General features: G+C 71.9%; 22 protein-coding genes and 1 pseudogene. 11 read left to right on the top strand and 12 right to left on the bottom strand.

The window, feature by feature from the left end; all coding sequences use genetic code 11:
• Positions 1–54: 54 nt before the first annotated feature.
• The 3 genes from AB0N16_RS19355 to AB0N16_RS19365 all read right to left on the bottom strand — a co-directional run bounded on the left by AB0N16_RS19355 (position 55) and on the right by AB0N16_RS19365 (position 3,823).
• Entirely contained in the window at positions 55–2,103 is a 2,049-nt protein-coding gene (locus AB0N16_RS19355; protein ID WP_365798179.1) for a phosphocholine-specific phospholipase C, read from the bottom strand.
• Between the two features lie 199 nt (positions 2,104–2,302).
• Positions 2,303–2,764, bottom strand: coding sequence for a hypothetical protein (locus tag AB0N16_RS19360; RefSeq protein WP_365798181.1), 462 nt, complete (start codon positions 2,762–2,764; stop codon positions 2,303–2,305).
• A gap of 123 nt (positions 2,765–2,887) precedes the next feature.
• The gene (locus tag AB0N16_RS19365; RefSeq protein ID WP_365798183.1) at positions 2,888–3,823 is read right to left on the bottom strand and encodes a hypothetical protein; all 936 of its coding nucleotides are present in this window, start codon (positions 3,821–3,823) and stop codon (positions 2,888–2,890) included.
• Between the two features lie 394 nt (positions 3,824–4,217).
• On the opposite strand from AB0N16_RS19365, the gene AB0N16_RS19370 reads away from it, so the two are divergent.
• The 4 genes from AB0N16_RS19370 to AB0N16_RS19385 all read left to right on the top strand — a co-directional run bounded on the left by AB0N16_RS19370 (position 4,218) and on the right by AB0N16_RS19385 (position 10,022).
• Positions 4,218–7,259: a BTAD domain-containing putative transcriptional regulator gene (locus tag AB0N16_RS19370; protein ID WP_365798185.1), complete on the top strand. Its 3,042-nt coding sequence runs from the start codon at positions 4,218–4,220 to the stop codon at positions 7,257–7,259.
• Positions 7,260–7,344: 85 nt separating this feature from the next.
• The gene (locus AB0N16_RS19375) at positions 7,345–8,010 is read left to right on the top strand and encodes a M15 family metallopeptidase (protein ID WP_365798187.1); all 666 of its coding nucleotides are present in this window, start codon (positions 7,345–7,347) and stop codon (positions 8,008–8,010) included.
• 275 nt (positions 8,011–8,285) lie between these two features.
• Positions 8,286–8,768, top strand: coding sequence for an RNA polymerase sigma factor (locus tag AB0N16_RS19380; protein ID WP_365798560.1), 483 nt, complete (start codon positions 8,286–8,288; stop codon positions 8,766–8,768).
• 96 nt (positions 8,769–8,864) lie between these two features.
• Positions 8,865–10,022: an NlpC/P60 family protein gene (locus AB0N16_RS19385; protein WP_365798189.1), complete on the top strand. Its 1,158-nt coding sequence runs from the start codon at positions 8,865–8,867 to the stop codon at positions 10,020–10,022.
• Positions 10,023–10,073: 51 nt separating this feature from the next.
• Here the strand turns inward: AB0N16_RS19385 and AB0N16_RS19390 are convergent, their stop codons facing one another.
• Positions 10,074–10,652, bottom strand: coding sequence for a PadR family transcriptional regulator (locus AB0N16_RS19390; protein ID WP_365798191.1), 579 nt, complete (start codon positions 10,650–10,652; stop codon positions 10,074–10,076).
• A gap of 54 nt (positions 10,653–10,706) precedes the next feature.
• Here AB0N16_RS19390 and AB0N16_RS19395 point away from each other — a divergent pair, with 54 nt between their 5' ends.
• A complete protein-coding gene (locus AB0N16_RS19395; protein ID WP_365798193.1) occupies positions 10,707–11,102 on the top strand; it encodes a nuclear transport factor 2 family protein in 396 nt (131 codons plus the stop codon).
• A 411-nt stretch (positions 11,103–11,513) separates the two neighbouring features.
• On the opposite strand, the gene AB0N16_RS19400 is transcribed toward AB0N16_RS19395, so the two are convergent.
• The 4 genes and pseudogenes from AB0N16_RS19400 to AB0N16_RS19415 form a co-directional block, all read right to left on the bottom strand.
• Positions 11,514–11,642, bottom strand: coding sequence for a hypothetical protein (locus tag AB0N16_RS19400; protein ID WP_365798195.1), 129 nt, complete (start codon positions 11,640–11,642; stop codon positions 11,514–11,516).
• Positions 11,643–11,801: 159 nt separating this feature from the next.
• Positions 11,802–12,458: a GAF domain-containing protein gene (locus tag AB0N16_RS19405; RefSeq protein ID WP_365798197.1), complete on the bottom strand. Its 657-nt coding sequence runs from the start codon at positions 12,456–12,458 to the stop codon at positions 11,802–11,804.
• A gap of 155 nt (positions 12,459–12,613) precedes the next feature.
• Positions 12,614–12,796, bottom strand: coding sequence for a zinc-binding dehydrogenase (locus AB0N16_RS19410; protein WP_365798562.1), 183 nt, complete (start codon positions 12,794–12,796; stop codon positions 12,614–12,616).
• Positions 12,794–13,068: pseudogene (locus AB0N16_RS19415) on the bottom strand (PaaX family transcriptional regulator); the annotation flags it as partial. The gene AB0N16_RS19410 and the pseudogene AB0N16_RS19415, both read right to left, overlap by 3 nt.
• A 372-nt stretch (positions 13,069–13,440) precedes the next feature.
• On the opposite strand from AB0N16_RS19415, the gene AB0N16_RS19420 reads away from it, so the two are divergent.
• Complete coding sequence (locus AB0N16_RS19420; protein ID WP_365798199.1) at positions 13,441–14,838, top strand: MFS transporter; 1,398 nt, start codon at positions 13,441–13,443, stop codon at positions 14,836–14,838.
• Between the two features lie 42 nt (positions 14,839–14,880).
• Here AB0N16_RS19420 and AB0N16_RS19425 read toward each other — a convergent pair whose 3' ends face one another.
• Entirely contained in the window at positions 14,881–16,260 is a 1,380-nt protein-coding gene (locus AB0N16_RS19425; RefSeq protein ID WP_365798564.1) for a DEAD/DEAH box helicase, read from the bottom strand.
• Between the two features lie 434 nt (positions 16,261–16,694).
• On the opposite strand from AB0N16_RS19425, the gene AB0N16_RS19430 reads away from it, so the two are divergent.
• Together AB0N16_RS19430 and AB0N16_RS19435 are read left to right on the top strand one after the other, a co-directional pair.
• Entirely contained in the window at positions 16,695–17,045 is a 351-nt protein-coding gene (locus AB0N16_RS19430) for an extradiol dioxygenase (protein ID WP_365798201.1), read from the top strand.
• A 188-nt stretch (positions 17,046–17,233) separates the two neighbouring features.
• On the top strand, positions 17,234–18,232 hold the full coding sequence (locus AB0N16_RS19435) for a helix-turn-helix domain-containing protein (protein ID WP_365798203.1): 999 nt from the start codon (positions 17,234–17,236) through the stop codon (positions 18,230–18,232).
• 272 nt (positions 18,233–18,504) lie between these two features.
• Here the strand turns inward: AB0N16_RS19435 and AB0N16_RS19440 are convergent, their stop codons facing one another.
• On the bottom strand, positions 18,505–21,879 hold the full coding sequence (locus tag AB0N16_RS19440) for a S8 family serine peptidase (RefSeq protein WP_365798205.1): 3,375 nt from the start codon (positions 21,877–21,879) through the stop codon (positions 18,505–18,507).
• Between the two features lie 425 nt (positions 21,880–22,304).
• On the bottom strand, positions 22,305–22,874 hold the full coding sequence (locus AB0N16_RS19445; RefSeq protein ID WP_365798206.1) for a TetR/AcrR family transcriptional regulator: 570 nt from the start codon (positions 22,872–22,874) through the stop codon (positions 22,305–22,307).
• A gap of 571 nt (positions 22,875–23,445) precedes the next feature.
• Between AB0N16_RS19445 and AB0N16_RS19450 the strand changes: the two genes are divergently transcribed.
• From AB0N16_RS19450 to AB0N16_RS19460, 3 genes are read left to right on the top strand one after another with little or no spacing between them, the layout of a single operon-like run.
• On the top strand, positions 23,446–24,510 hold the full coding sequence (locus AB0N16_RS19450) for an aromatic ring-hydroxylating dioxygenase subunit alpha (protein WP_365798208.1): 1,065 nt from the start codon (positions 23,446–23,448) through the stop codon (positions 24,508–24,510).
• A complete protein-coding gene (locus tag AB0N16_RS19455) occupies positions 24,507–24,677 on the top strand; it encodes a hypothetical protein (protein WP_365798210.1) in 171 nt (56 codons plus the stop codon). Before AB0N16_RS19450 ends, AB0N16_RS19455 begins: the two co-directional genes overlap by 4 nt.
• Positions 24,674–25,612, top strand: coding sequence for a PDR/VanB family oxidoreductase (locus AB0N16_RS19460; RefSeq protein ID WP_365798212.1), 939 nt, complete (start codon positions 24,674–24,676; stop codon positions 25,610–25,612). Before AB0N16_RS19455 ends, AB0N16_RS19460 begins: the two co-directional genes overlap by 4 nt.
• On the opposite strand, the gene AB0N16_RS19465 is transcribed toward AB0N16_RS19460, so the two are convergent.
• Positions 25,563–26,315, bottom strand: coding sequence for a helix-turn-helix domain-containing protein (locus AB0N16_RS19465; RefSeq protein WP_365798214.1), 753 nt, complete (start codon positions 26,313–26,315; stop codon positions 25,563–25,565). The two genes, AB0N16_RS19460 and AB0N16_RS19465, sit on opposite strands and share 50 nt — an antisense overlap.
• Between the last annotated feature and the right edge of the window lie 210 nt (positions 26,316–26,525).

Here is a 26,525-nt window from a genome sequence, read left to right on the forward strand (position 1 = left end):
CCCGATGTGACCGGTACCTGATCAGTTCCGCACGATGCGCCCCTCAACCCCTTGTCACTCGGTGCTGATCGCCGGGTCGCTGACCCCGGGCCGCCCGTTCTCCACATGCCCCGCGAACCGCCGCACGAAAGTCGCGTCGGACTCGGAGGTGACCGTCAGGTCGTACCACTGGTCGCTGTGGTTGAGGTGGGCGATGTGCTTGACGGTGGCCCCGGCGCGCACCGTGAACGTGCGGCCCCGGCCACCGTACCCGTCCGCCACCTTCAGCTTCACCGTGCCGCTGCCCTTGTTGGCGAAGGTCAGCTCGATGTCGTCGCCGTGCGGCCGGGCGGTGACCTCGGGGCCTGCCACCCTGCCGGGGCCCTGGAAGCTGCGCAGGAAGCCGTTCGGGCCGTGCACGGTCAGGTCGTACGAGCCGCCCGAGTACGCCGAGTTCCAGGTGTCGGAGACCGACTTGCCGGCTTCGGTGGTGTAGCTCCAGGGGCCGTCCGTGCGGTTGTTGGAGGTGACCAGGAAGGCGGCGCCGGCCTGCGCCCCCGAGGCGAAGGTCAGCGTGAGCTTGCCGGCCGCCGCGTCCAGCGAACCGTCCACCAGCGGCGCGTACTTGAGCGGCCGGGTGGGCCGGGAGCCGCGCTCCTGCTTGGGCAGGGCCGGGTTGGCGGGCGGGGTGGGCACGTAGTCGGGGTGACGGTTCCTGTCCGGCGGCTGGTAGCCGTCGGTCGAGGGCAGCGCGACCGGCTTGGTGTCCTTGCGGGAGAAGTCGAACGCGGCGGTCAGGTCGCCGGTGACGGCGCGCCGCCAGGGCGAGATGTTGGGCTCGTGGACGCCGAAGCGGTTCTCCATGAACCGGATGACCGAGGTGTGGTCGAGCGTCTCGGAGCAGACGTAACCGCCCTTGCTCCACGGGGAGACGACGATCATCGGTACCCGCTGGCCGAGGCCGTAGGCGCCGGCGGCGTGGCTCGCGTCGCCCTTGAAGAGGTCCAGGGCCGGGTCGACCGTGGACTTGCCCTGGGCGGCGGAGGCCGGCGGGAACGGCGGGACCACGTGGTCGAAGAAGCCGTCGTTCTCGTCGTACGTGATGAACAGGGCCGTCTTCGCCCACACCGCGGGGTCGGCGGTGAGCGCGTCGAGGACCTGGGAGATGTACCAGGCACCGTAGTTGGCGGGCCAGTTGGGGTGCTCGGTGAAGGCCTCCGGGGCGACCACCCAGGAGATCTGCGGCAGCTTGCCGGTCTTGACGTCGGCCTTCAGCTGGTCGAAGAAGCCCTCGCCCTTGGTGGCGTCGGTGCCGGTGCGGGCCTTGTCGTACAGCGGGTCGCCGGGCTGGGCGTTCTGGTACTGCTTGAAGTAGAGCAGCGAGTTGTCGCCGTAGTTGCCCCGGTAGGCGTCCTGGATCCAGCCCCAGCCGCCGGCCGCGTCCAGGCCGTCGCCGACGTCCTGGTAGATCTTCCAGGAGACGCCCGCCTTCTCCAGGCGCTCGGGGTACGTCGTCCAGGAGTAGCCGGCCTCGTCGTTGCCGAGGACCGGGCCGCCGCCCTGTCCGTCATTGCCCGTGTAACCCGTCCACAGGTAGTAGCGGTTCGGGTCGGTGGAGCCCATGAACGAGCAGTGGTAGGCGTCGCAGATGGTGAACGCGTCGGCGAGCGCGTAGTGGAACGGGATGTCGTCCCGGTTCAGGTACGCCATGGTCGTGGAGCCCTTGGCCGGCACCCACTTGTCGTACTTGCCCTTGTTGACGGCGGTGTGCGTGTCGGCCCAGCCGTGCGGGAGGTCCTGGATGAAGGCGAGGCCCAGGCCGTCGGCGTCCGGGTGGAACGGCAGGATGTCCTTCGTGCCGTTGGACTGGTGCCACACCGACTTGTCGTCCTGGGTGACCGGACGCGGGTCGCCGAAGCCGCGGACACCGCTGAGGGTGCCGAAGTAGTGGTCGAAAGAACGGTTCTCCTGCATCAGGACGACGATGTGCTCGACGTCCTCGATCGACCCCGTGCGGTGGTTCGCGGGCAGTGCGGCGGCACGCTCGATGCTGTTGGACAGCGCGGTGAACGCCGTGGTGGCGCCCGCCAGTTGGAGGAATCGGCGCCGGTTTACTTCGGGCATGGGTGAGCGACCTCTCATCACTGACGCACGGGATGGCCGGAACAGGGCGGATTGTGCGCGGGTGCGAGTGTTCCAAGGGCATCGAACGTCAGGGAAGGGTCTGGTGGCGCTGATGTGAAAGTCGGCGGTACGGGAGGTAGGCATTCGGTAAGAAGGCGGGGCCGGCCACGGCCCGGGCGGCCGTGGCCGGCGTGCCGCCTCAGCTGATGAAGGAGCCCGGGGCGCAGGCGCTGGACGCCACCCACACGTGGGACATGATGTTGTCGTTCATGTTCTCGCCGTTGGTGAAGTGGTTGCGGGCGAGGTTGTCCACGTACAGCTCGCCCGGCTTGAGGCAGCCGTAGGCCCAGTCCGGGTAACCGGCCACGTAGTAGAAGGCCACGACGTCCTTGCCGCCGACGAAGCCACTGTTCATCACCGAGGAGGCGGCGTTCTCGTCGCCGCTGCGGAAGGCGTCGAAGTTGTCGCCCCAGTCGGGGTCGTTGCCCGGGGTGGCACCGAGCAGTTCACCCTGGCAGTCGGCGTCCCGCCAGGCCCGCACGTAGCCGTCCCGGCCCGGCCACTTCGCGTTGCAGCCGGAGACGGCGTGGGCGTTCGCCGGTACCGAGAGGCCGAGGGCCGCGAGGCCCAGGGTGGCCACGGCGAGGGTCAGTTTGCGCATGATGAGTCCCGTTCTGCCTCGTCGGAGGCGGTGGGTGTGGGTGGGGCCGCGGCGGGTGCCGCGGAGTTCGTGGGGCGCCCGGCGGTGTCGGGCACGGGCCGGGACCAGCGCCGCCCGCCGGGGTCAGGCGCGGGCGGGGACGAGCCGCTCGGCGCGTGCCAGCGCCCGCTGCCGCAGTTGCCGGTAGGCGTCCAGCTGGGCGCCGTACTTCGCGTTCAGCCGGGCCAGGTAGTGGGCCTCCCGGTCCTGGCCGACGGACCTGAGGGAGACCTCGCGGGCGCAGGTGGCGTCGGCGACGGCGATCCGGGTCTCGGCGGCGAAGCTCCGGGCCTCCTCGGCCCGGCTCTGGACGGCGGGGTGCTCCCGGGTGGCCTGCCGGGCCGCGTCCGGGTCCGGGTAGGGGTGACCGGCCCGCTTCATGCAGCTCGCCCAGTCGTGCACGGCGGCGGTGAACCGCCGGTCGTGCAGCAACTTGCCGACGTACAGCGGGCGCAGGTTGCTGGCGGCGGTGTCCAGCCGGAACCAGGTGGCCGAATCGCCGTACAGCGTGCGCTCGGCCGCCGCGTCGCAGCCGCCGGACTGCTTGCTGACCGAGCCGCCGCCGGGGACCGCGGCGCGCAGCAGTTCCGTCTGTCGGCCGCCGTCCAGCGCGGTGTCGTAGGCGGTCCGGCGGGCTGCCGAAAGTCCCTCGCGGTAGGCGATGTTGGGGTTGTGCAGGCGGGCGCGGTCCTCCTTGGCGGCGATCCGGCTGCCGTAGCCGTAGGTCCGGGCCCAGCGGACGTCGTCCTGGACGTAGCCGAGCGGCCTGCTCTCCGCCAGCGACAGGGAGCTGTCCGACCAGTAGCGGAAGCCGTGCCGGGCCATGCACTGGGTGATCAGGCGTTGTTCGGCGTCCGAGACCCGCAGGTCCTCGGCGTAGGTCAGCTCGCGCGCCTTGGCCGCGGCGACCGGTGCCGGGTCGTCGCCGGACGTCCCGGAGCAGCCGGTGAGGACGAACGCCGCCACGGCGGCGACGGCGCTCAGATACGCGGCCTGGCGGCGGAAGGCGGGGCGCTTCATCGGGCAACTCCCTGGCTGCGGCGAACGGCTCGGTGCTTTCGGTCCGTTGACGGTGCCGGCGGGGCGTTCGTATGACATGCGGCCGCGGGGAAGTTCCGGCGCGACGGATTTCGCGGCCGATCCGGGGGCGCGGTCATACGAGGGCCGCCGGCCACCCGTCTCCCGTACAGGGGCCGCTATGGTCACCCACAGAAACCAGCCAACCCCGGCGGCGGGGAGATCCCTCCCCGGAGCCCCGTCGGCCCTGCCCCTGTTCGGCGTACCGGGCGCCGCGGAGGGTTCCGTACCACCGATCCGACGGCACGGATCCGGTCACGACGGCCCGGCCTTCGCCCTGCCCGGACGGCGCCCACCGATATCGTTGTCGGCATCCGCCAGGAGCGATCGGGGATCGATGTTCGAAGTACGTCTGCTCGGCCCGGTGGAGGTCTGGGAAGCGGGTCGGCGGGCCCCGCTCGGCGGCTCCAGACCCCTGGCCGTCCTCGCCGCACTCGTCGTGCACCTGGGCGAGGTGATCTCCACCGAGCGTCTGGTGGACTTCGTGTGGGACGAGGAGGCCCCGGCCACCGCGGGCGCCCTGGTCGCCACCCATGTCTCCGCCGTACGCCGGGCGCTGTCCCGGGTCGGCACCGCCGAGGTGATCCGCACCCGGCCCCCGGGCTATGTCGCCGACCTCGCCCCCGACCGGGTCGACGCCCGCCGCTTCGAGGAACTCCTCGCGGCGGGGCGGTCCGCGGGGCGTCCGGAGGAGGCCGCCGAGGCGCTGACCGAGGCGCTGGGGCTGTGGCGGGGCCGGGAGGCGCTGGAGGGGCTCGGCCAGTCGTTCGCCCGGATCGAGGCTGCCCGGCTCGGGGAGCTGCGGCTGGTCGCCCAGGAGGAGTCCTTCGGGCTGGCGCTGGAGCTGGGCCGCGCGGACGGGGCGATCGCGCCGCTGCTCGCCCATGTGGCCGCGCATCCGCTGCGGGAGCGGCCGCGCGGCCAGCTGATGACCGCCCTGTTCCGGGCCGGCCGGGTCTCCGACGCGCTGCGCGTCTTCGAGGAGGGCCGTGCAATTCTCCGCGATGAACTGGGCATCGACCCCGGCCCGGAGCTGCGGGCCGTCCACCAGGCCGTACTGACCGGCGACACGGGCGTGTTGGGGACCGGGCAGCCGGCCCGTACGGTGCCCGCCCCCCGCAGCGCCGAGCCCGCGCCCTCCCATCTCCCGCCCGACATCGCCGACTTCGTCGGCCGCGGGGAGCAGATCAAGTGGGCCACCGAGCTGCTGCGGAGCGTCGGCGACCCCGGCCGGACCGCACCCCCGATCGGGGTGATCTCCGGACGATCCGGCATGGGCAAGACCGCCCTCGCCGTGCACGTCGGCCACCGCACCGCCGAACTCTTCCCCGACGGCCGCCTGTTCGTGGACCTGAGGGCCGCCGACACCACCCCACTGGAACCCGCCGACGCCCTCGCCCGGCTGCTGCGCGCGATGGGGATCGACCCGGACACGGTGCCCTCCGGCGTCGAGGAGCTGACCGGCCTGTACCGCACCCACATCGGGCACCGGCGGGTCCTGATCGTCCTGGACAACGCGGCCGGTGAGGCGGACGTCCGGCCGCTGCTGCCGCCCGGGCCCGGTTCCGCGGTGCTGATCACCAGCCGCCGCCGGCTGGTGGCCCTGGAGGGCGCCGCCCATCTGGACCTCGCAGTGCCGGACGAGGCCGAAGCCCTCGACCTGTTCCGCCGGGTGGCCGGCGAGGGACGGACGGGGGCGGACCCGGAGCGGGCCACCGAGATTGTCACCCTGTGCGGGCGGCTGCCGCTCGCGGTGCGCATCGCCGGCGCCCGGCTGGCCGCCCGCCCGCACTGGCCGCCCGGCCGGCTCGCCGCGCGACTGCGCGACGAGCAGCGCCGGCTCAACGAACTCAGTGCCGGTGACCTGGAGTTGCGCACCAGCCTGCAGCTCGGCTACGCCGACCTCGCGCCGCAGGAGCGCCAGGCCCTGCGCCGCCTCGCCCTGCTGGACCTGCCCGACTTCGCGGCCTGGATCGCCGCTCCGCTGCTCGACATCGGGACCGAGGAGGCCGAGGAGGCCGTCGAGCGGCTGGTGGACTGCCACTTCATCGATGTGATCGGCGTGGACGGCACCGGCCTCCCCCGCTACCGCATCCACGACCTCGCCCGCGAGCACGCCCGCGAGCGCTGCCTCTCCGAGGAGAGCACCGAGGAGCGGGCCGCCGCGGTACTGCGCCTCGTCGGCTGCTGGCTGGACCTGGCCCGGAAGGCGGCCGCCCGCGGCCCCGGCGGCGCGGTACGGCACTTCCCGGAACCGGCCGCCGTACGCCCGCTCGACCCGGAGACCGAGGAGGCGCTGCTCGCCCGGCCCGCGGCCTGGTTCGCCGCCGAGCAGGCCGGGCTGCTGGCCGCCGTGACGCACTGCGCCGACCACGGCATGGCGCGGGCCGCCCGGGACCTCGCCGGGGCGCTGATAGCGAGTTCGGCCGCGCTGTACAACCAGTTCGACGCCTGGTCCCGCTCGCACACCGCGGCCATGGCGGCGGTGCGCCGCAGCGGGGACGTCGAGGGCGAGGCCTGGCTGCTGGCCGGCCTTGGCCAACTCCGGTACGAGCAGGACCGGTTCGAGGAGTCCTACGCCTACTTCGCGGACGCGTTGCGGCTGTTCGAGGAGCGCTCGGCCGAGGGGTCGGCCGTGGCACTGGCCGGAATGGGCACCGTCCGCCGCGAACAAGCCCGCTACGGCGAGGCGTTGGAGCTGCTGGAGTCCTCGCTGGAGCGGTACGGCGACGACGGCGACGTGGGCCCCCGGGCGCGGGTGCTGTACGGCATCGGGTATGTGCACCGCGAGCAGGGGCACGGCCCGGCGGCCCGCCAGGCGCTGTCCCGCGCCCTCGACCTCTACCGGGCCGCCGCCGACCTGCACGGCGAGGGGCTCACCCTGCGCTCGCTGGCCCTGTGCGACCGGGCCGAGGGCCGGTACCCGGAGGCCGAACGGCTGCTGCACGACACACTGCGGCTCTTCACCGACCTGCACGACACCTTCGGGGCGATGTACACCGAACAGTCCCTGGCCAAGGTGGAGTTACGCACGGGCCGTACGGAGGAGGCGGGGCGGCGACTGATGCGCTGCCTCGCGGTGGCCCGGGAGCGGCAGGACCGGTTCGGCGAGGCGCTGGTGCTGCGCACGCTCGGGGAGGCGCGGCTGGCGGCCGGGGACACCGACGGCGCCCGGGAGCCGCTGGAGCACGCGGTGGCTCTCTGGGCGGAGCTGGGTCTGTCGCTGTGGCGGGCGCGCACGGTCTGGGACCTGGCCGAGGTGTGGACGGCGGACGGCGACGCGGAGGCCGCGCGGGCGGCCCGGGCTCAGGCGCTGGAGGTGTTCCGGTCGGCGGGCGGACGGGAGGCCCGGGAGCACCTGGACGAGGCGTCGTCGTAGCCCGGTGGGGGCTGTAGCAGCCCTGGTGACACGCTTGCAGGGAACCTGCAGGGCAATTGCAGGGGTGCCGGGCACCGTTGTCTGCGTGACGGACATCATCACCCTCTCCGACTCCCGGGTCGCGGCGGTCACCGAGCAGGAGTGCGGTGAACCGCTGGTCGATCTGCGCGGGACTCCCGGCCTGCTGATCGACCCCCGCCAGGCCGACACCGACGGCAGCTACGCGCACCTGCGCTCCGGGGCACTCAGCCGGCTCCTCGACGCGCAGTCGCTGCTGCCCGCCGGGATCAGGTTCCTGGTGGTGGAGGGGTACCGGCCGCCCGATCTGCAGCGCCGCTACTTCGAGCAGTACGCGGCTACGCTGCGCGCGGCCCACCCCGACGCCCCGCCGGACCGGATCCGCGAGCTGGCCAGCGCCTACATCTCCCCGCCGGAGGTGGCGCCCCATGTCAGCGGCGGGGCGGTGGACCTGACCCTGTGCACGGCCGACGGCACCGAGCTGCCGCTGGGCACGAAGGTCAACGCCACCCCGGAGGAGAGCGCGGGCGCCTGCCGTACCGAGGCACCGGACATCGGCGCCGAGGCGCGCGCCAACCGAGCGCTGATGGCGCAGGCCCTGAGCACGGCCGGGTTCGTCAACTACCCCACGGAGTGGTGGCACTGGTCCTACGGCGACCGGTACTGGGCCCTGCTGAGCGGTGCGCCGGCCGCCCGCTACGGGCCCGCCGCCGCCTCCGTCCGGGCCGTCTGACCAGCGGGCCGCGACCCTCTCCTCGCCCGGAACACGAACACCACGAAGACCAGGAAGACCGCGAAGGCCAAGAACACCACGAAGACCGGAAGACCGCCAAGACCAGCAAGACCACCAAGACCGCCAAGACCGCGAACGACCATCGGGGGACGACCATGGAAAGCCACGGCGGCAGATGTGCGCAGGACCCGCGCGCAGCCGTACCGCACCCGCGCGAAGCCGTGCCGAGCCGGCGCGAGACCGTGCGGGGACCGGGCGAGGCGGCCCAACCGCCCATGAGTCCGGGGGACTTCGACGCCTCCTTCACCGCCGACATGCCCAGACTGCGCAGACGACTACTGGCCCTGACCGGCAATCCGCACGACGCCGACGACCTGCTGCAGGAGACGTATTTGCGGCTGTCCCGGCGGGCCCACGCCCGGAACCTGACGCACCAGCAGCATCCGTACGCCTACACCTGCACGGTCGCGCTGAACCTGTTGCGCGACTCCTGGCTGCACCCCTCCCGCCGTGAGCGCACCACGGACCGGCTGCCCGAGGCCGGCTGGGACGGCGGGCTCGGCTCGTACGAGGCCTCGGCCACCGCCCTCGCACTGCTGAGCGTGCTCTCGCCGAAGGAGGCGGCCGCGGTGATCCTCGTCGATCTGGAGGGCCTCACCCACGACACGGCCGGGGAACGGCTCGGCGCCCATCGCGGCACCGTCCAGCGCAACCGGATGCGGGCGCTGGCCAAGATGCGCGCCGCGCTGGCCGGTTGAGCACCGGGTGCCGCGTTCCGACGGGGGTGGGACGCGGCACCCGGCACGTCACCGGACCCCCGTACACCTCCGTACACGGCTCCACCTCGACCAAGGATGTGCACCTTGAGACTCTCCGAACGCACCACGCCGGGCCGGGCGATCGCCGCCGCGGCGGCGATCGCGCTGATCGCCTTCCTCCCCGCCACCGCGCACGCGGCCGCCCCGCGCGCCGCCCAGGACGCCACCTGCGGGGTGCTGGCCTCCGGCGCCTCGGCCACCGCGGAGGCCGCGGTCGGCGCGGCCTGCTCGCAGATCGGTGTCTGGTACAGCTGGGGCGGCGGCCACGGCGCCACCCCCGGTGCCACGTACGGCTACTACGACGGCTCCGACCCCGACAGCCTGCACGACAACGAACGCAAGGGCTTCGACTGTTCGGGCCTGATGCGGTACGCGTACTACCGGGCGACCGGGCGGGACCTGCTCAACGGCACGGCCGACGACCAGTACCACAGCCCGCAGGCGTCGGCCCGTTTCTCGGCCTCCCAGGGCACCGATCCCCTGGTCCCCGGCGACCTGATGTTCTGGGGCAGCGGGCACATCCATCACGTCGCCATGTACCTGGGCGCCGGGCAGATGGTCGAGGCGTACGAGTCGGGCACCCACATCCGGGTCGCCCCGGTGCGCACGGGCGGCGACTACGCGGGCGCGATCCGCATCAACCCGTCGGGCACGCCGGTGCCGCCGCCGGCCAACGGCGGTACGACGTTCGAGACCTGGGGGACGGGGGTGCGCACGCACTCCACGCCGAGTGTGCACGCCTCCGTCGTGGACACCTTCGCCGGGCCCACCCAGGTCTCGGTCCAGTGCCAGGAGCACGCGGAGACGGTGACCGTCGAGGGCTACACCAACGACATCTGGTCCAAGCTGGCCGACGGCTCCTGGCTGACCAACATCTACATCAAGGGCCCGGCCGAGCTGCCCGGCATCCCGGACTGCGGCGGCGACACCCCGCCGCCGCCGGGCGGGGGCAGCACGGCGTTCCAGACCTGGGGCACGGGAGTGCGCACGCACAGCGAGCCGAATGTGAACGCCGGGGTCGTCGACTACTTCCCGCAGCCCACGACGGTCAACGTGGTCTGCCAGGCGCACGCCCAGACGGTCACGGCCGAGGGCTACACCAACGACGCCTGGTCCAAGCTGACCAACGGCGCGTGGATGACGAACATCTACATCAAGGGTCCGGCATGGCTGCCGGGGGTCGCCACCTGCTGATCCGAGCCCGGCCCGGGGCGCCCGACGAGTCGGGCGCCCCCGTCCGTGTCCCTACTCAACTTGTTGTCGATGAACGGCCGCGCGCTCCTCAAGTCTGCGCAGCACTAGTTCGCCCCAGCGCAGGTTCTCCCGCTCGAAGGACATCCCGCGCAGCAGCGTGAGGTACGGGCCGATGCGCTCCGCCTCCGCGAAGTACGCCTCCTCCGAGCGCCCGGCGAGCAGGCGCCGGCGGATCCGCTCGTAGCGGGCCAGTTTGGCCGTGGCCCAGTCCATCCGCTCGACGACGGCGGTGCGGACCGCCTCGATGTCACCGGCGTCCGCGCACTGCACCTTGACCAGCAGTTCGTCCCGGACCACCGCGGGCCGGGCCGGGGGCTCGGCGGTGTACGCGCGCACCGCCTCGCGGCCCGCCTCCGTCAGTGAGAACAGCCGCTTGTTGGGCCGGCGCTCCTGCTCGACGACGCGCGCGGTGACCAGTTCCTCGGCCTCCATGCGGTCCAGTTCGCGGTAGAGCTGCTGGGGTGTGGCCGTCCAGAAGTTGGCGACCGTCGCGTCGAATCCCTTCGCGAGGTCGTACCCGGAGGCCTCGCCCTCCAGAAGGGCGGCCATCAGCGCGTTCCGCAGAGCCATGGGTGCACGCTAGCATGCACCTACTCAATTTTTTGACTAGGTGAGGTGGGACCCATGCATCCCTTCCGCAAGGCCATCGAGAGCAACGACATGGACGCCGTGGCCGCCCTGCTGGCCGACGACGTCGCCTTCACCAGCCCGGTCGCCTTCAAGCCGTACGCGGGCAAGCCGATCACCGCGGCGATCCTGCGCGCGGTCTCCCAGGTCTTCGAGGACTTCACCTACGTACGGGAGATAGCGAGCCCCGACGGCCGTGACCACGTCCTCGTCTTCACGGCGACGGTGGCCGGCAGTAAGCTCCAGGGCTGCGACTTGCTGCACGTCGACGAACAGGGGAAGATCGACGACCTCACGGTGATGGTGCGCCCCCTCTCCGCCGCCCAGGCGCTGGCCGAGGCCATGAAAGCCCGGTTCGAGGGGATCGCCCAGGAGGCCGCAGCCGCGGGGTGAGCCCGTCCGGAGCACCGGCCCCAGCTCCCGTCGCCGTCGCCCGATCGAGGGACTGGTGGGAGCCGGGCACCGCCCACAAGACTCGGGCCATGACCGCCACCGACCCGACTCAGGGACTCGCCGGGGACACCCCTGCCGCCGCGGCCGCCTACCGCGACCCTCCGCGCCCGACACCACCGGATCCATGGCCCAGGAGAGCAGGAGGTCGTCAGCCTCCGACGTACTCCTGGAGCCACGGCAGCGTCAGTGCCCGGGTGGCCTTGGTGCCGATGTCGGCGGAGACACTGTCGTAGGCATGGTCCATGAAGGGGAGTTCCACGTAGCTGTGGATGACGCCCGCCGCCGTCAGTCTGTCGGCGAAGGCCTCGGTGTGGTCGGCGAAGACGAGGTGGTCCCGGGAGCCCTGGAGGATCAGGTCGGCGGGGCGTCCTTGCTGATCTGATGCGCGGAGTCGACGGCCTGGTAGCGCTCCGGGTACCGGGCGGGATCGCCGCCGATGTACCAGTCGCCGGACTCCTCGCCGAACGCGCTGTCGCCCACGGAGGTCGAGGGTCGACCGCGGGGTAGGAGGCGATCATGGCGCCGACCCGGGGCAGTTGGCCGGCGGTGCCGCAACTGGGCTTGAGAGTGCACGCCGGCGACCGGCCGGCGCCGCGGCCGCGGACGGATCGGCCGGTACGCCGTCCATGGCCTCGCCTATCAAACGCCGGACGAGGGAGTCGAGTTGCTGCCGCTGGGGTCCCTCCGGAATCGAGGACGCGATGTGCACGAGTTCCGAGCAGATGCCGACGAGCCGACGACGCTCGGCCACGCTCGCCATCGCGTCCCCGGCCGCACGGCCGCCGTCTGCGACCGTCCCCCGGCCGCCGCCCGCAGGTTCTCCAGTCTGCGGCTCAGGGCCAACTCCTCGGCCAGGTCCCGCTCCAGGGCATGTACGACCGTCATGACGTCGCCGATGACCCGGTCGCCGAAGGCGCACTCATGGCGCAGAGCGCCCCAGAGCACGCCTCGCGGGCCCCGGGGCACCCGGATCGGTACGGCGAAGGATGCGCGGATCCGTTCCCGGCGTACGGCGGCGTCGTAGTCGTGGGTGATCCCGCTCGCGCTGCAGTAGTCCTGGACCTGCACCGGTCTCGCCAGGAGCATCGCCTTGCCGCCCAGCCCCGCGCCGACGGAGACGCGCAGGTCGCGCAGGCCATCGGTGGTCACCCCCAGGAGCCGGTCGATGACGAAGTGGTCGGCGCCGGCGGCCGTGAGAGCGCCCACGGCGAGATCGACGCCCGCCACCCGGCGCACGTCGTGGAGCAGCAGGGTGAACGCCGCCGACTGCGCTGCCGTGACGGCGGGAACGGTCATGTACTAAACCTCCGGGACGGAGTCGCACGCGTGCCGCGCGACTGGTTCGCCGACCACCCGTCCGAGGGCCGACGAGACTGCCCGCCCGGTGGCGGACAGGTCGGTTCGGGCGCCCTGAGGGACAGTCCGGGTCACGCCGTCACGCCGTCACGCCGTCACGCCGTCACGCCGTCGCGTCGTCGCGTCGTCGCGTCGTCGTGGGCGACGGTGACGACGATCTTGCCGACATGGCCGTTGGCCGCCATGTAGCGGTGGGCCTCGGCGATGTCCGCGAGGTCGAAGGTGCGGTCCACGACCGGCGTGTAGGAGCCCGAGTTGACACCCGCGTCGACGGACAGGGTCCAGGTGCCGTCCCAGTCCCGGTTGACCGCGCCGGTGTCCCGGATCCGTCGGCGCCGTCCCGCAGTACCTGGACGGCGTGCCCGGTGAGACCGAAATAGGCCTTGCGTCCCCTGCGATGCCGCGTCAGAAGGTCACGCCTGGCCATGCGGGACAGGGTGGAGCGCACCGCCTCCTCCGACACTCCCAGGCGGGCGAAGACGTCGATGACGCTCCCGGAGTACACGGCGACGTCCCGGTCCAGCACGTACATGCCCAGGAAGCTGAACATCAACGATTGCGGGCGGGCGGAAGTGGCCGCGATCCGTTCGCCCTCTTCTTCGAATGTCACGGCGAGAGGGTAGACGAGGCGAACAATGTTGGTCACAATCCTGACGCAGGACAAAGATCTGCCCCACTTCGAGGGATCGGCCACCGGACACCGGGGGCCGTACCCGGGAGGCGGCCGGACCCGGCCGACGACCAGCCGGGCCGGCCGGGTCGGCCGCGGCCCCGACATCCACCGACCGGGATCCACCGGGCGTATCTCGTCGCCACTTTCCGCGAGGGCCCCGTGCCGGACGGGCGTCCCCGTCATCCACCACCGAGGTCGCACCCCCGTTTCAGGCTGACGCACCTCAGCGAGAGCAAGGGAGCTCACGACATGCAGGCCGCTTCTCCACACCGAGCAACGCAGGATCCCTCGCAGTTGCGCCGGGCGGTGACCTCCAGCTTCCTGGGGAGCGTCATCGAGTACTACGACTTCCTGCTGTACTCCACCGCGTCGGCCGTGGTCTTCGCCGACGTGTTCTTCTCCGACCTCAGCCCCGTGGCCGGCACCCTCGCCAGCTTCACCACCTTCGCCACCGGCTACCTGGCCCGGCCGCTGGGCGGGATCGTCTTCGGGCACTTCGGGGACCGGCTCGGCCGCAAGCGGATGCTCGTGGTGACGATGTCCCTCATGGGCATCGCCAGCTTCCTCATCGGCGTCCTGCCCACGTACGGCCAGGCCGGCACGCTGGCCCCGGTCCTGCTGCTGCTCCTGCGGATCGTCCAAGGAGTGGCGGTGGGCGGTGAGTGGGGTGGGGCCGTACTTCTCTCGGCCGAACACGCCACCGGACGGCGAGGGCTGTGGGCGAGTTTCACCAACGCCGGGGCTCCGTGCGGCATGGCGCTCTCCACGGTCGTCCTGTCCGCGACGTCGGGCACCGTCGGCGAGCAGGCCTTCCTCTCCTGGGGCTGGCGCATTCCCTTCCTGCTGAGCCTGCTCCTGCTGGCCGTCGGCCTGTTCGTCCGGTTGCGCGTCACCGAGACACCGGTGTTCGCCGAAGCGGAGGAGAAGGCGAAGGCGAAGGAGAAGAAGCAGGAGTCGACGCCGCGCCGGTCCCTCCCCCTGTGGGACGTGCTCCGTCACCACCCCCGGGTGCTGCTGCTGAGCATCGGTGTCGGCCTGTCCGCGTTTGTCTTCCAGGGCACGGTGACGACGTACATCATCTCGTACGCGGTCCAGGGCGGCTTCGCACGGCAGACGGTGCTCAACAGCCTGGCGGTGTCCTCCGCGCTGGCGATGTTCGGCATCGTCGGCTGGTCGGCGCTGTCCGACCGGGTGGGACGGCGTCCGGTGGTCATGGCGGGCGCACTCGCGGTGGGCGCCTACTCCTTCGCCCTGTTCCCCCTGGTCGACACGGGCAGCACGGCGCTGCTCGTCCTGGCTCTCGTGGTCGGGCAGTCGCTGGTGCATCCGATGATGTACGGCCCGCTCGCGGCGCTGTACACGGAACTGTTCTCCACCCGGAGCCGCTACACCGGCGCCTCCCTCGGCTACCAGATCGCGGGCCTGGGAGCGGGCTTCGCACCACTGATCTTCACCGAGGTGCGGGCCGACGCCGGTGCCGGGGCGATGCTCCTCGTCTCCGCGATCATCGCCGCGTTCTGCCTGGGGACGGTGGTGTGCCTCGCCCTGCTCGGCGAGACCAGCCGCACCGATCTCACCGGCATGTCCACGCGCTCCTCGACACCGTTGCCCGTCAACGGTCAGGCGGAGGCCGCTCAGACTCCGTGAGTCGCCGCCGGAGACACCGCCCGGCAGTCCGGGAAGCCGGGCTCAGCCGCCGCGCCGCACCCGCGCCGCCTCGCGGGCCTCCGCGAGCTTGCGGGCCTCGCTGCTCTTGCGGGACGGCCTGCCACCGGAGCCGCTCTTCGCGTCCTTGGTGCTGCCCAGCCCACGGAACGGGGCGTTGTGGTTCTTGGGGCGCGGCACGGCCGGCCCCCCGTCGAGAGGCTTTCCGGAAGGGGCCTTGGCGCCGGTGATCCGGCTCAGTTCCGCCTCACCGGACCGCACTTTGGCGACCTTGGGGGCGACGCCGGCGTCCGCCATGACCTGGCTCGTCTCGCGGCGCTGTCCCGACAGGGCGAGTGTCACGACGGTGCCGGAGCGGCCGGCCCGGGCCGTGCGGCCCGCGCGGTGCAGATAGTCCTTCGGGTCGGTGGCCGGGTCGACGTTGACCACGAGGTCGAGGTCGTCGACGTGCAGGCCACGTGCGGCGACGTTCGTCGCCACCAGGGCAGTGACCTGCCCGTTCTTGAACTGGGCCAGGGTCCGGGTGCGCTGCGGCTGGGACTTCCCGCTGTGCAGGGCGGCGGCGGCCACGCCGCTGGCCCGCAGATGCCGCGTGAGCTGGTCGACGCCGTGTTTGGTGTCCAGGAACAGCAGGACGCGGCCGTCCCGGGCGGCGATCTCGGTGGTCACGGCGTACCGGTCCGGGCCGTGCACCACGAAGACGTGGTGCTCAATCGCGGAGACCGCGCTGGACGAGGGGTCCACGGAGTGGACGGCGGGGTCGCGCAGGTAGTCCCGCACCAGCTGGTCGACGTCGCGGTCGAGGGTGGCGGAGAACAGCATCCGCTGCCCGTCGGGGCGCACCTGGTCCAGGGCTTCGGTGACCTGCGGCAGGAACCCCATGTCACACATCTGGTCGGCCTCGTCCAGGACCGTGATGCGCACCCGTCCCAGTCGGCATGCCTTGCGGTCGATGAGGTCGTGCAGTCGGCCGGGCGTGGCGACGACGATCTCGGCGCCGTCCCGCAGCACGGCGGCCTGCCGTCCGATGGACACTCCGCCCACCACGGTCGCGAGCCGCAGCCGCAGCGCCTGGGCGTACGGGGTGAGCACCTCACCGACCTGCTGCGCCAGCTCCCTGGTGGGCACCAGGACGAGCGCCAGCGGCTCCTTGGGCTGCGCGCGCCGCCCGGCCGTCCGGGCGAGCAGCCCCAGGCCGAAGGCGAGCGTCTTGCCGGATCCGGTGCGGCCCCGGCCCAGAACGTCCCGTCCCGCGAGCGCGTTCGGCAGTGCCGCGGCCTGGATGGGGAAGGGCACCGTCACACCGTGCTCGTCGAGCGCCCGGAGGATCTCGGGCGGCAGCCCCAGCTCCGCGAAGGACGTCGCAGGGGGCAGAGCCGCGGTGACGCCCGACGCCTCGGACACCTCGTCCTGCTGCCGTCCATCGGCACGTGCTGATTCGCTCACAGAAAGCCTTCCTCCGAAGGGACCGTACCGAGGAAGGCGCGGCGGGGACGCGGCCACCGGCCAGGGACCGCGAACCGGGCACCGACACAGCGACACAGCAAACGCCCCACGCTAGCACGGGGCACATCGCCCCGGGCCTCCCCCAGCCGCGCCGCTCAGCCGCGGAACGACAGCCGGACCTGCCTGTGCGGATCGTCCCGACGCACGCACCGCCCGGCCGGATCCGGCACCGGAATCACGAAATCGTCACCCGCACGGTGTGCGAGACCCGCGGCCGGCGGGTCCACGGGGAAGATGTCCGCCGGGACGACCTCGTGCCCGGCTGGGACCAGTCGGGCCCGGTGACGACCCCGTAGACCGAACGGCCCACCTCAGCGAAACGAAGGTCCGGCATGATCAACGGCGCCCACGTCATCCTCTACAGCCAGGACGCGGAGGCCGACCGCGCCTTCATCCGCGACGTCCTCGCCTTCCCCGGTGTCGACGCGGGCGGCGGGTGGCTGATCTTCAAGCTGCCCCCGGCGGAGATCGCCGTACACCCCACCGAGGGCGCCCCCCAGCACGAGTTCTCTCTGATGTGCGACGACCTCGACGCCCAGCTCGGGGAACTGCGCGCGCGGGGCGTCGAGATCACCCGCCCGGTCAGCGAACAGCGCTGGGGCAGGCTGACGGCGGTGCGTCTGCCCAGTGGCGCCGAACTGCCGCTTTACGAACCTCGCCACCCCGTGGCCCACGGTCTGTGACACTCGAGCGGCCCCGCCCGGGGTCCACCGGATGTGCTGACGGCACCGCTCGGTCACGGTGAACCGGATCGCCGGTGAACCGTCGCCGTGCCTGGTCGCGGGGGCTGGTGGAATCATCCGCCGGACCGACCGCGTTCACCCACGGGAACGAGGGCGGAGGCGGCCCGGATGGTGAGAGAGGTGGCGACATGCTGGAGACGGTGGGCCTGACGGCCGACGAGAGCGAGGTGTACCGCCTTCTGGTCGCCACCGGGACGGCGTCCGCCCAGGACATCTCCGGCCGCTCGGCGCTGGACGTCGCGACCGCGCGGCTGCTGCTGCGCGCGCTGGAGCACAAGGGGCTGGCGTCGTCGGTCGAGGACAGTCCCGAATGGTTCACGGCCGTGCCGCCGCAGGTGGCCCTCATGCCCCGGCTCCAACGCCACTTCGACGCCCTGGAACAGACCCGGGCCGCCGTCTACGAACTGGCGGAGACACACCGTCGCAGCACCTGGGCCCGGAGCACGGGCGAGGTCGTCGAGATCATCACCGGTGCCGCCGCACTGCGCCAGCATCTGCGCCAGCTCCAGCACGGCGCAGACCGCGAGATGATGTGGTTCGTGAAGGCCCAGTACGTGGCCATGTCCCCGGAGAGCAATCAGGAGGAGTTCGACGCGCTGGACCGGGGTGTGCTCTACCGGGCCCTGTACGAGCAGGCGTACTTCGACGACCCCGACTCGGTGGACTACGTCGTCAAGGGCGTGTGCGCCGGAGAGGTCGCCCGGGCGGTGCCTCTGCTGCCGCTGCGGATGGCGATCGCCGACCGCTCGGTGGCCATCCTGCCGCTGGCCGCCTCGGGCACGTCCCGCAACCCGCGGGAACTGCGGGCCGCGGTGATCCGGGAAAGCAGCCTGCTGGACGCGCTCATCGCCCTGTTCGAACACCACTGGGAGATCGGTGCCCCGCTCCGGGTGACCGAGGAGGGCCAGATCGGCGGCGCCGGCACCGCGGATGCCGCCTCGCCGGTCGGGGAGGACCGGCACCTGCTCTCCCTGATGGTCGCCGGCATGACGGACGAGGCGATAGCCGGACAGCTGCGGGTCAGCAAGCGCACCGTGCAGCGGCGCATCCAGGGCCTGATGAGCCTGGCGGGCGTCGCCACCCGTATGCAGCTTGGCTGGCACGCGGCCCGCCGCGACTGGCTCTGAACACGGCGCACGCCGCACCGCACACGAACAGGGCCCGCCGGACGTGTCCGGCGGGCCCTGTCCCCGTTCGTCCGGCCGCCGCGGCCGGACAGCGCTGCTCACGGAGGCAGCCGCGCGAGGGCGCAGCTCGCGGAAGCAGCCGCGCGAGGACGTGACCACTCCGCGGAAGTAGCTACCAAAGGACGTGACCACTCCGCGGAAGTAGCTACCGGAGGATGTGGCTACTCCGCGGAAGTAGCTACGCAGCGGACGTGGCTACTCCGCGAAGGCGGCTACTTGAGCAGGTAGCCCTTGATGACGGTCTCCTTGAAGGAGTTGCCCGCCGCGTCCTCGACGTGGACACGCAGGCTGACCGAGCCGCCCGCGGCGCGGCGCGGGTGCTCCACCGTCACGGTGCGCTCCATGCCGGAGCCCTTGACCCGCACCGACTGCCAGGTCTTCCCCTCGTCGAAGGAGACCTCGGTGGTGAAGACGCGGATGGGCGACGCCGGGGCGCCGGCCGTCCGCTGGATCAGGACCGGGATGTCGAGCTCGCGCCCGGCCTCGGCCTGGTTCCACTCGTCCAGCTTCGGCGACATGCGGACCGCGTACAGCGGCAGCGCCTGCCGGGTCGCCGTGGTCCCCGACCGGAACCGCCATTCCGCCCGCACACTCGTGGAGACGGAGCTGGGGGCCAGGTCACGGTTGTGCTCGACCGTCAGACGGTAGTCGGCGGGGGTGGCGTCGGCCGGGACGTCGCTCATGCTCCAGTCCTGGGAGACCAGCTCGCCGTTGCGCCACAGCTTCACCTCGGGCAGGCCGGACGTGGTGTCGGCCACCAGGTCGAGGTTGCCGTTCGCGGCCGACTGGAACGGCCGGTACATCGTGTCGCCCTCACGGAAGGCGGCCATCTGGGACGAGAGGCCCACGGCCTGGATCCCGCCGTTCCAGCGCTCCTCGACCTGGGAGCCGGCCTGGTAGCCGTGCAGGTCGCTGAGGTAGCTCTGCCCGTGCGCGTCCGGATCGAGGAAGCTGTTCTGGTCGAAGGCCGTCTGCCAGCGCAGGCCGTCGGCCGCCGAGAAGTAGTCGACGCGCCGGGCCGGGACCGGAATCCCCTCCATCGCCCGGCCGCTGAAGCGGACGTTGCCGACGTACGTCCACACGATGCGCGTGGCCGTGGTGCCGGGCGTGGTGGCGGCGAACGTGGTGTTCACCCTGGCCAGCTCCGACCTGCGAGGATTGTAGGCGGGATCCGCAGGGATGGCGCCGTGCACGGGTCGCGTGAGGTAGTAGACCGAGGCGGGGTTCCCGTCCGCGCCGGCCGGGTCGCCCCAGACGCTGGTGACGAGGTAGGTGAACTTCGAGTCCTGGTACTGGGCCGTCGGCACCGCGTACACGCCGTCGATGTGGTCCGTGCCGATCGCGTTGTACATGGTGACCGAGAGGAGCTGGTCGGCCATGCTGATCGTGCCGATCTCGGCCGACATGATGCGCGCGGAGCGGCTCGGTGCCGACACCGTGACGGGCTTCGCCTTCCGGGCGTCGATGGTCACCTGCCGGTCGGCGCTCATCACGACCTTCGGCACACCGACGATGGTGCCCTCGGTGAAGGAGGCGTCGAAGTAGAAGCCGCTCACCGAGTAGGTGTCCTTCGGCAGTCGCACCACCGTGCTGCTCCTGCCGAGCGCCTCGACCTCGTACGCCTTGCCGTCGGCCGAGTTGACCAGCAGGTAGGCGTTGTCGGGGGCGGCGCCGGTGCGGCTCTTCATATCGATGCGCAGGTCGTAGGACGGCTGCTCGACGTCCATGCCGAACGGGACGCGCACCGACACCTGGTCGTCCGCGGTGCTCGCGGTCACCACACCGCTGTAGGCGGCGTACGTCGTGGTGGCCTCCGGGGTCGCGGTGAGGGTGACGGCCGCGGTTCCGTGCGCGGGCACGGTGACCGAGTCGGCGCTGAGCCGGAACACCCCGGCGGGAGCGGGCACGTCCTTCTTCCCGCTGCTCGGGTTGTCCGTCAGCTGAAGGGTGACCGGCGCGGCGCCCGGGTTGCGGTAGGTGATGGTCTTGGTCACGGGAGGCCGCTTGCCGTCCGTCCAGCGGATCAGCCCGAAGTCCAGTGCGGTGGTGTCCGCGGTGACGTCCTGGTCGACCGCCCGGGCGACGTCGACGCGTCCGGCGCCCTGGAAGTAGGCGCCGTGCTCCTTGGCGCCGGTCGCCGACTGCATCAGCTGGCGCTTGACCTGCTCCGCCGTCCAGTCGGGGTGCTGCTGGAACAGGATGGCGGCGGCTCCGGTCACATGGGGCGTGGCCATGGACGTGCCGCTCATCGCGACGTAGCCGTCGTCGGCGGTAGTGCCGCCCGCCCTTGCGGCGACGACGTTGACGCCGGGGGCGATGATGTCCGGCTTGAGGCCGGAGTCGCCCACCCGCGGGCCGACCGAGCTGAAGACGGCGAGGTCGTCGTCGTCCTCGGCCGCGCCGACGGCCAGCGCCCGGTCGTCGGAGGCGGGCGAGGAGACCTTGTCGGGACCGCTGTTGCCGGCCGCGGCAACGACCAGCGTGCCGTAGTCACGGGTCACGGTGTCGACCATGGCCTCGAGGGCGTCGGTCTCCGGTGTGTCCGTGTCGCCCAGGCTCAGGTTGATCACCTTGGCGCCGTGCTGGGCGGCCCAGGCCAGGCCCTCGATGATGTCGGAGTTGTCGCAGGTGCCGTCCGCGGTGCACACCTTGCCGGACAGGATCCGCACACCGGGTGCCACACCCTTGTACTTGCCGTCGGAGGCCGCGCCGGAACCGGCCACCGTGGAGGTCACGTGGGTGCCGTGGCCGTTCAGGTCGTCGGTGTTCGGCTCGGTGGTGAAGTTCGCGGACTCGGTGACGAGGCCCTTGAGGTCCGGGTGGTTGGGGTCGTAACCGGTGTCGAGCACCGCGACCTTGACGCCGGTGCCGGTGTAGCCCTTCTGCCAGGCGTGCGGGGCGCCGATGCGCGGCACCGTGCTGTCGAGCTGGATCCTGGAGTGGCCGTCCAGCCAGATCCGGCGCACACCCGCTCCGAAGGAGGTGGCGTCCGCGCGGCCGGGGGCGATGCCCTTCCAGAACCCGGCGGCGTCCGCGCGATGTTCGCCGAGGGTCGCGAAGGGGGTCCCGCCGATGGGGCGGACGGTGTCGGCACCGGCGGCGGTCAGCTGTCGCCGGGCGGTGCCCGCGTCCCCGGCGTACTCGACGATCAGCGGCAGGCTCGACCGCTCCGCGTCCTTTCCCCGGACCAGGGCGGAGACGTTGAACAGCGCCTTGTCGAGGCGGCCCGTCGCGAGCAGCGGGAGCGTGTCGGCGGGTATGACCGTCCAGTCGCGACCGGCCTGGCGCTTGATGAACGCGACGCGTTCGCGGCCCTTGGCGGGCTCGACCGACACACTCTGCTTGCCCGACGTGTCCGTCTCCAGCGTGACGCGGTCGCCGGTGATCAGGGTGAGCCGATGCCGGGAGATGATCGGCGACCTGGCCGCTCCGGCCTGCGCGGCTTCCGTTCGCCCGGTGTGCGGGCCGAGGTCCTGAGCGGCGCCGGGGGCGGCGGTCAGACCGGCCACGAGGGCCACGAGGGCAACGGCCGCCGCCGTGTGCCGAGGCCGGGGAGGGTGGACCCCGCGGCGCCACCTGTCGTTCATGTCTCTCATGGGAGGACAGCGTGGTGCCGTCAAGTGCCGAGGTCAGCAGTTTGCCCTGTCCACCAGGCGTCAAGTCACCTTTACGCCAACCCCCATACTTCGCAAAGAGGGCCAGAACGGCCAGGTTGGCGGCTCATGGACGAACCGATGAATCCCGGATCGCACGCTGACGTCACCCCCCGCCGCACATGCCCACCTCGGACTCGTCGGCCCGGCCACCGCTGTCCTGTCGGCCCCGGATGGTCTCGTCAGCTACCAAAACCTTCTTTGCCTGCGGCATGCTCGGCAACACGCTTTCGGACATCGGGCTTTCCTCCGATCACCAGGAGGCAGGGCGCGAGGCCGTGGGCGCTGCCGGCCGCCGGCGACCGGCAGCGCCCCCAAAGAGAGCTTCGGTCGCCGAGCCTGCTCGAACCCCGGGCGCGTCAGCGCATGTCTGCCGCATCGAGCAGGGTGACCACGGTGGGTGCGACGAGCCCCGTCAGGCTGTCGGCCTGGATTCCGGCGCGGGCGCTGGCACCGTCGAACACCAGGATGAGCTGCCGGGCCAGCAGGTCGGGATCGCTCGCGCCACCCTGTTCGGCCTCGGAACGGAAAAAGGCCGTCAGGTTTGCCTTGATCCGGTGGGCCACCCGGCTCGCGGGGTGGGACCGATCCTTGAGCTCGATCTGCACAGCCAGGTACCGGCAGCCCCGGAACTCGGCCGCACCCGCCTGCAGTTCCACCCGCTCGAAGACGTACAGGATCCGCTCGCGGGGGGAACGGCCATCATCCGCCGCCGGCAGGAGACCGGCCGCGAAGGCGGCGGCACGCGCCTCCAAGCTCGCCGCCAGCAGTTCATCCTTGCTCTCGAACAGCTGGTACATGGAGCGCTTGGACACCCCCGCCGCCTTGCACAGCGCCTCGACGCCGATGCCGACGCCGTCGCGGTAGGTGAGCGTGGCCGCTGCCTCCAGTAGCCGCTCCCGGGGGCTTGGCTTCACTTTGGGGGTCATACCAGGAGGTTAACTCGAATCGAATGAAAAAGAAACCGATCGGTTTCCATGGGGTGTCGGGAAGACGCCCGCCGCCGCGCGGCCGCCTGAAGGCCCACTCAGAGGCTCGCCGACGATCTCGGGGAGAGACCGTCGCCGAGCCCTGATGGCGCACGCGCCTCTCGTCCCCCCAGGGCGAGCGCGTAGTAGAACGCCGTCAGGCCCAGGCCGCTGTGCGAGTCGAGGGGATGGCCGTCCTCGACGGCGACGGCGACCGGGTCGGCGGGCAGGACGCGCCGCGGCGGGCACAGAAATCTTCCCGAACCCCACCCGCAGGGCGTCGAACAGCTCCAGCGCGCGGCGGATGTGCCCGTAGGCGTGACCCGCGCTGATGGGCAGCGAGGCGAACTGTCGGACCGGGCGGAACAACCCATACGCCGGTAGGGGTATTGCGGTGCAGAAACGGGAAGCGTGCTCAGAAGCCCTTCCGCCTGGCAGAAGCCGCCTTGCCGAGCCGGCACAAGCCTCATGACCCTGATTCCCACCACGGCACGCGGGGCGACGGCGCCCCGCCGACAGGGACGGGACCCAGATGCCTCACACGACCGCGTTCGCCAGGAACCAGTGGTACGTCGCCGCCTACAGTCACGAGGTCGGCCGGGAGTTGCTCGGGCGTACGGTTCTCGGGGAACCGCTCGTGTTCTACCGCACCGCGGAGGACGGCAGTCCGGTCGCCCTCAACGACCGTTGTGTGCACCGGCGTTACCCGCTGTCGGAGAGCGGGCTCGACGGTGACCGGATCGTCTGCGGGTACCACGGGTTCACCTACGACCGGACCGGCGCGTGCGTGTACGTGCCGGGGCAGAAACGCGTCCCGCGCACCGCCCGGGTCGCCTCCTACCCGGTGGTCGAGCAGGACTCCCTGGTGTGGGTGTGGATCGGCGACCCCGGGCTCGCCGACGCGGACACCATCCCGCGGGCCCGGCACCTCGACGCCCCCGGCTGGACGACCGTACGGGGCATGGAGCCCATCGACGCCGACTACGGCCTCCTCGTCGACAACCTCCTCGACCTCTCCCACGAGACCTATCTGCACGGCGGCTACATAGGCACCCCGGAGGTCGCCGAGACGCCGATCACCACGGAGGTCGACGAGGGCGCCGGGATCGTGCGGGTCAGCCGGCACATGGACGACGCCGAGTGCCCGCCGTTCTACGCCCGTTCGACCGGGATCGAGGGGCGGATCACGCGCTGGCAGGACATCGAGTACCACGCGCCCTGTCTGTACCTGCTGCACAGCCGGATCGCACCGGTCGGTGTGGTGCCGGAGGCCGACGGCAGCGACCCGAACGGCTTCCACACCGAGATCACCTACGCGATCACCCCGTCCTCGGACGGCGAGGTGTACGACTTCTGGATGGTCTCCCGGGACTGGGCGAACGACGACGCCGAGGTCACCGAATTCCTGCGGAGCAACAACCACACGGTCGTCATGCAGGACGTCGACGCCCTCAACCTCCTTCAGCGGACGCTGGGTTCGGAGCGCGTCGGCTACCAGGAGCTGAGCATCAACATCGACACCGGCGGCCTCGCCGCCCGCCGTATCCTCGCCCGGCTGGTCGAGGAGGGCGACAAGCCCGTGGAGAAGGTCCTGTGAGCACGCCGGCCGGTGAGATCTACCGCATCGACTGGCTGCCGGGCACCGACGTGCTGCACGGCACCTGTCACTGCGGAGCCGAGCACACCGCGCAGGACCCGGTCGAGATGTGGGAGTGGATGCTCGGCCACCCCGAAGGTCACCAGCCCCCGGAGCGCACCGCATGAGTCTGTACGAAGCCGAACTGGTCGTCGGCGAAAGGGTGTCGGTGGCCGACGGGGTCCTCGCCCTCACCCTTCGGCATCCCCTCGGCGAGGACCTTCCGGAGTGGGAGCCGGGGGCGCATGTCGATGTCGTGCTCGGCCCTGGGCTGGAGCGGCAGTTCTCGCTGTGCGGAGATCCCGGGGACCGTGCCGGCTGGCGTGTCGCCGTGCTGCGGGAGCCCGCGGGGCGCGGCGGATCCGCCTACGTGCACGAGCGGCTGGGCGTCGGCGACAAGGTGCGGGTGCGCGGTCCGCGCAACCACTTCCGGCTGGAGCCGGCCCCGCGCTACCGGTTCGTCGCGGGCGGCATCGGCATCACCCCGATCCTGCCGATGCTGGCCGCCGCCGAGGCCGCGGGCGCCGAGTGGACGCTGCTGTACGGCGGCCGGACCCGGCGGTCCATGGCGTTCACCGGCGAGTTGGCGCGGTACGGCGGGGAGCGGGTCACCGTCGCCCCGCAGGACGCGACCGGGCTGCTGGACCTCGGCCCGGTGCTGGACGACGTCCCGGACGGGACGCTCGTGTACTGCTGTGGTCCGGGGCCGCTGCTGGACGCGGTGGAGGAGCGCTGCCCGGCGGGCGTGCTGCGGGTGGAGCGCTTTCGGCCGAAGGCACAACAAGGGGGCACGGACGCCGACTTCGAGGTCGTACTCGGGCGGAGCGGTCGTACCCTCACCGTCGCTCCCGGAGTCTCCGTGCTCGACACCGTCCGGGCCGCCGGGGTGGAGGTGCTCTACTCCTGCACGGAGGGCACCTGCGGGACGTGTGAGACCGATGTCCTCGAAGGCACCCCGGACCACCGGGACTCGGTGCTCAGCGAGGAGGAGCGGGCGGCCGGGGAGACCATGCTCATCTGTGTGTCGCGGTGCCGAGGGAAGCGCCTGGTGCTCGATCTGTGATCCGCAGGTCCGCCTCGATCCGCGTCACCGCCACGAGCAGCGGCGGCAGCAGCTCGCGGCGGACCGCGGCGGCGGACATCCGGCCGGAGTGGACCGCCAGGACCACCCCGGCCACCACCTGGCCCCTCCGGTCCCGCACCGGGGCGGCCAGTGTCCTGACGCCGTCCTCCAGGTCGTCTTCGAGCAGGGCGAATCCCTGACGGCGCGTCGACTCCGCTTCAGGCGGGCCGGGTGAGCAGGGCTTGGGCGGGTGGGCGAGCAGCACCGCCCCCACCGCCGTCCGGTGGGCCGGATACCTCGCACCCACGGGGACGGCCGCCGCCATCACCCGCCGGGCCGGGGCCGCGGCGACATGCACCACGGCGGTTCCGTCCAGGACGCAGAGTGACGCCGACTCCCCCGCCAGCGCGGCGAGTTGCTCCAGATGCGGTTGGGCGAGGCTCGGCAGGTCGAGGCCGGAGAGGTAGGCGTAGCCGATTTCCAGGACCCGCGGGGTGAGGCGGAACCGGCGGCCGTCCGAGTGGACGTAGCCCAGGTCGACGAGGGTGAGCAGCAGGCGGCGGGCGGCGGCCCGGGGCAGGTCGCAGGCGCGGGCCACCTCGCTGAGTGTGCGCGCCGGATGGTCGGCGTCGAAGGCGCGGAGCACGGAAAGGCCGCGCTCGAAGGACCTCACGAAGTGCGGTGCGCGGGCATCACTCGACATCGGCGCCTCCCGGTCCGGTACGTCCCGTCACGGTCCGTCGCGGTCCGCCGCTGTGCGGCGGTCCGACGGCTCGACCCGGAGAACACGGTGAGAGCGCCGTTCGGTAACTGTCAACAATTTTGTCAGCTGAACCCATTGACCGGGTTGTCCGGCCGGTTCTACCTTCCCGCTGAACACCATCCGAGCACCACTGTGCGCACAGCGCACACC

The organism is Streptomyces sp. NPDC051105, from assembly GCF_040682795.1.
Taxonomy (GTDB): Bacteria; Actinomycetota; Actinomycetes; order Streptomycetales; family Streptomycetaceae; genus Streptomyces.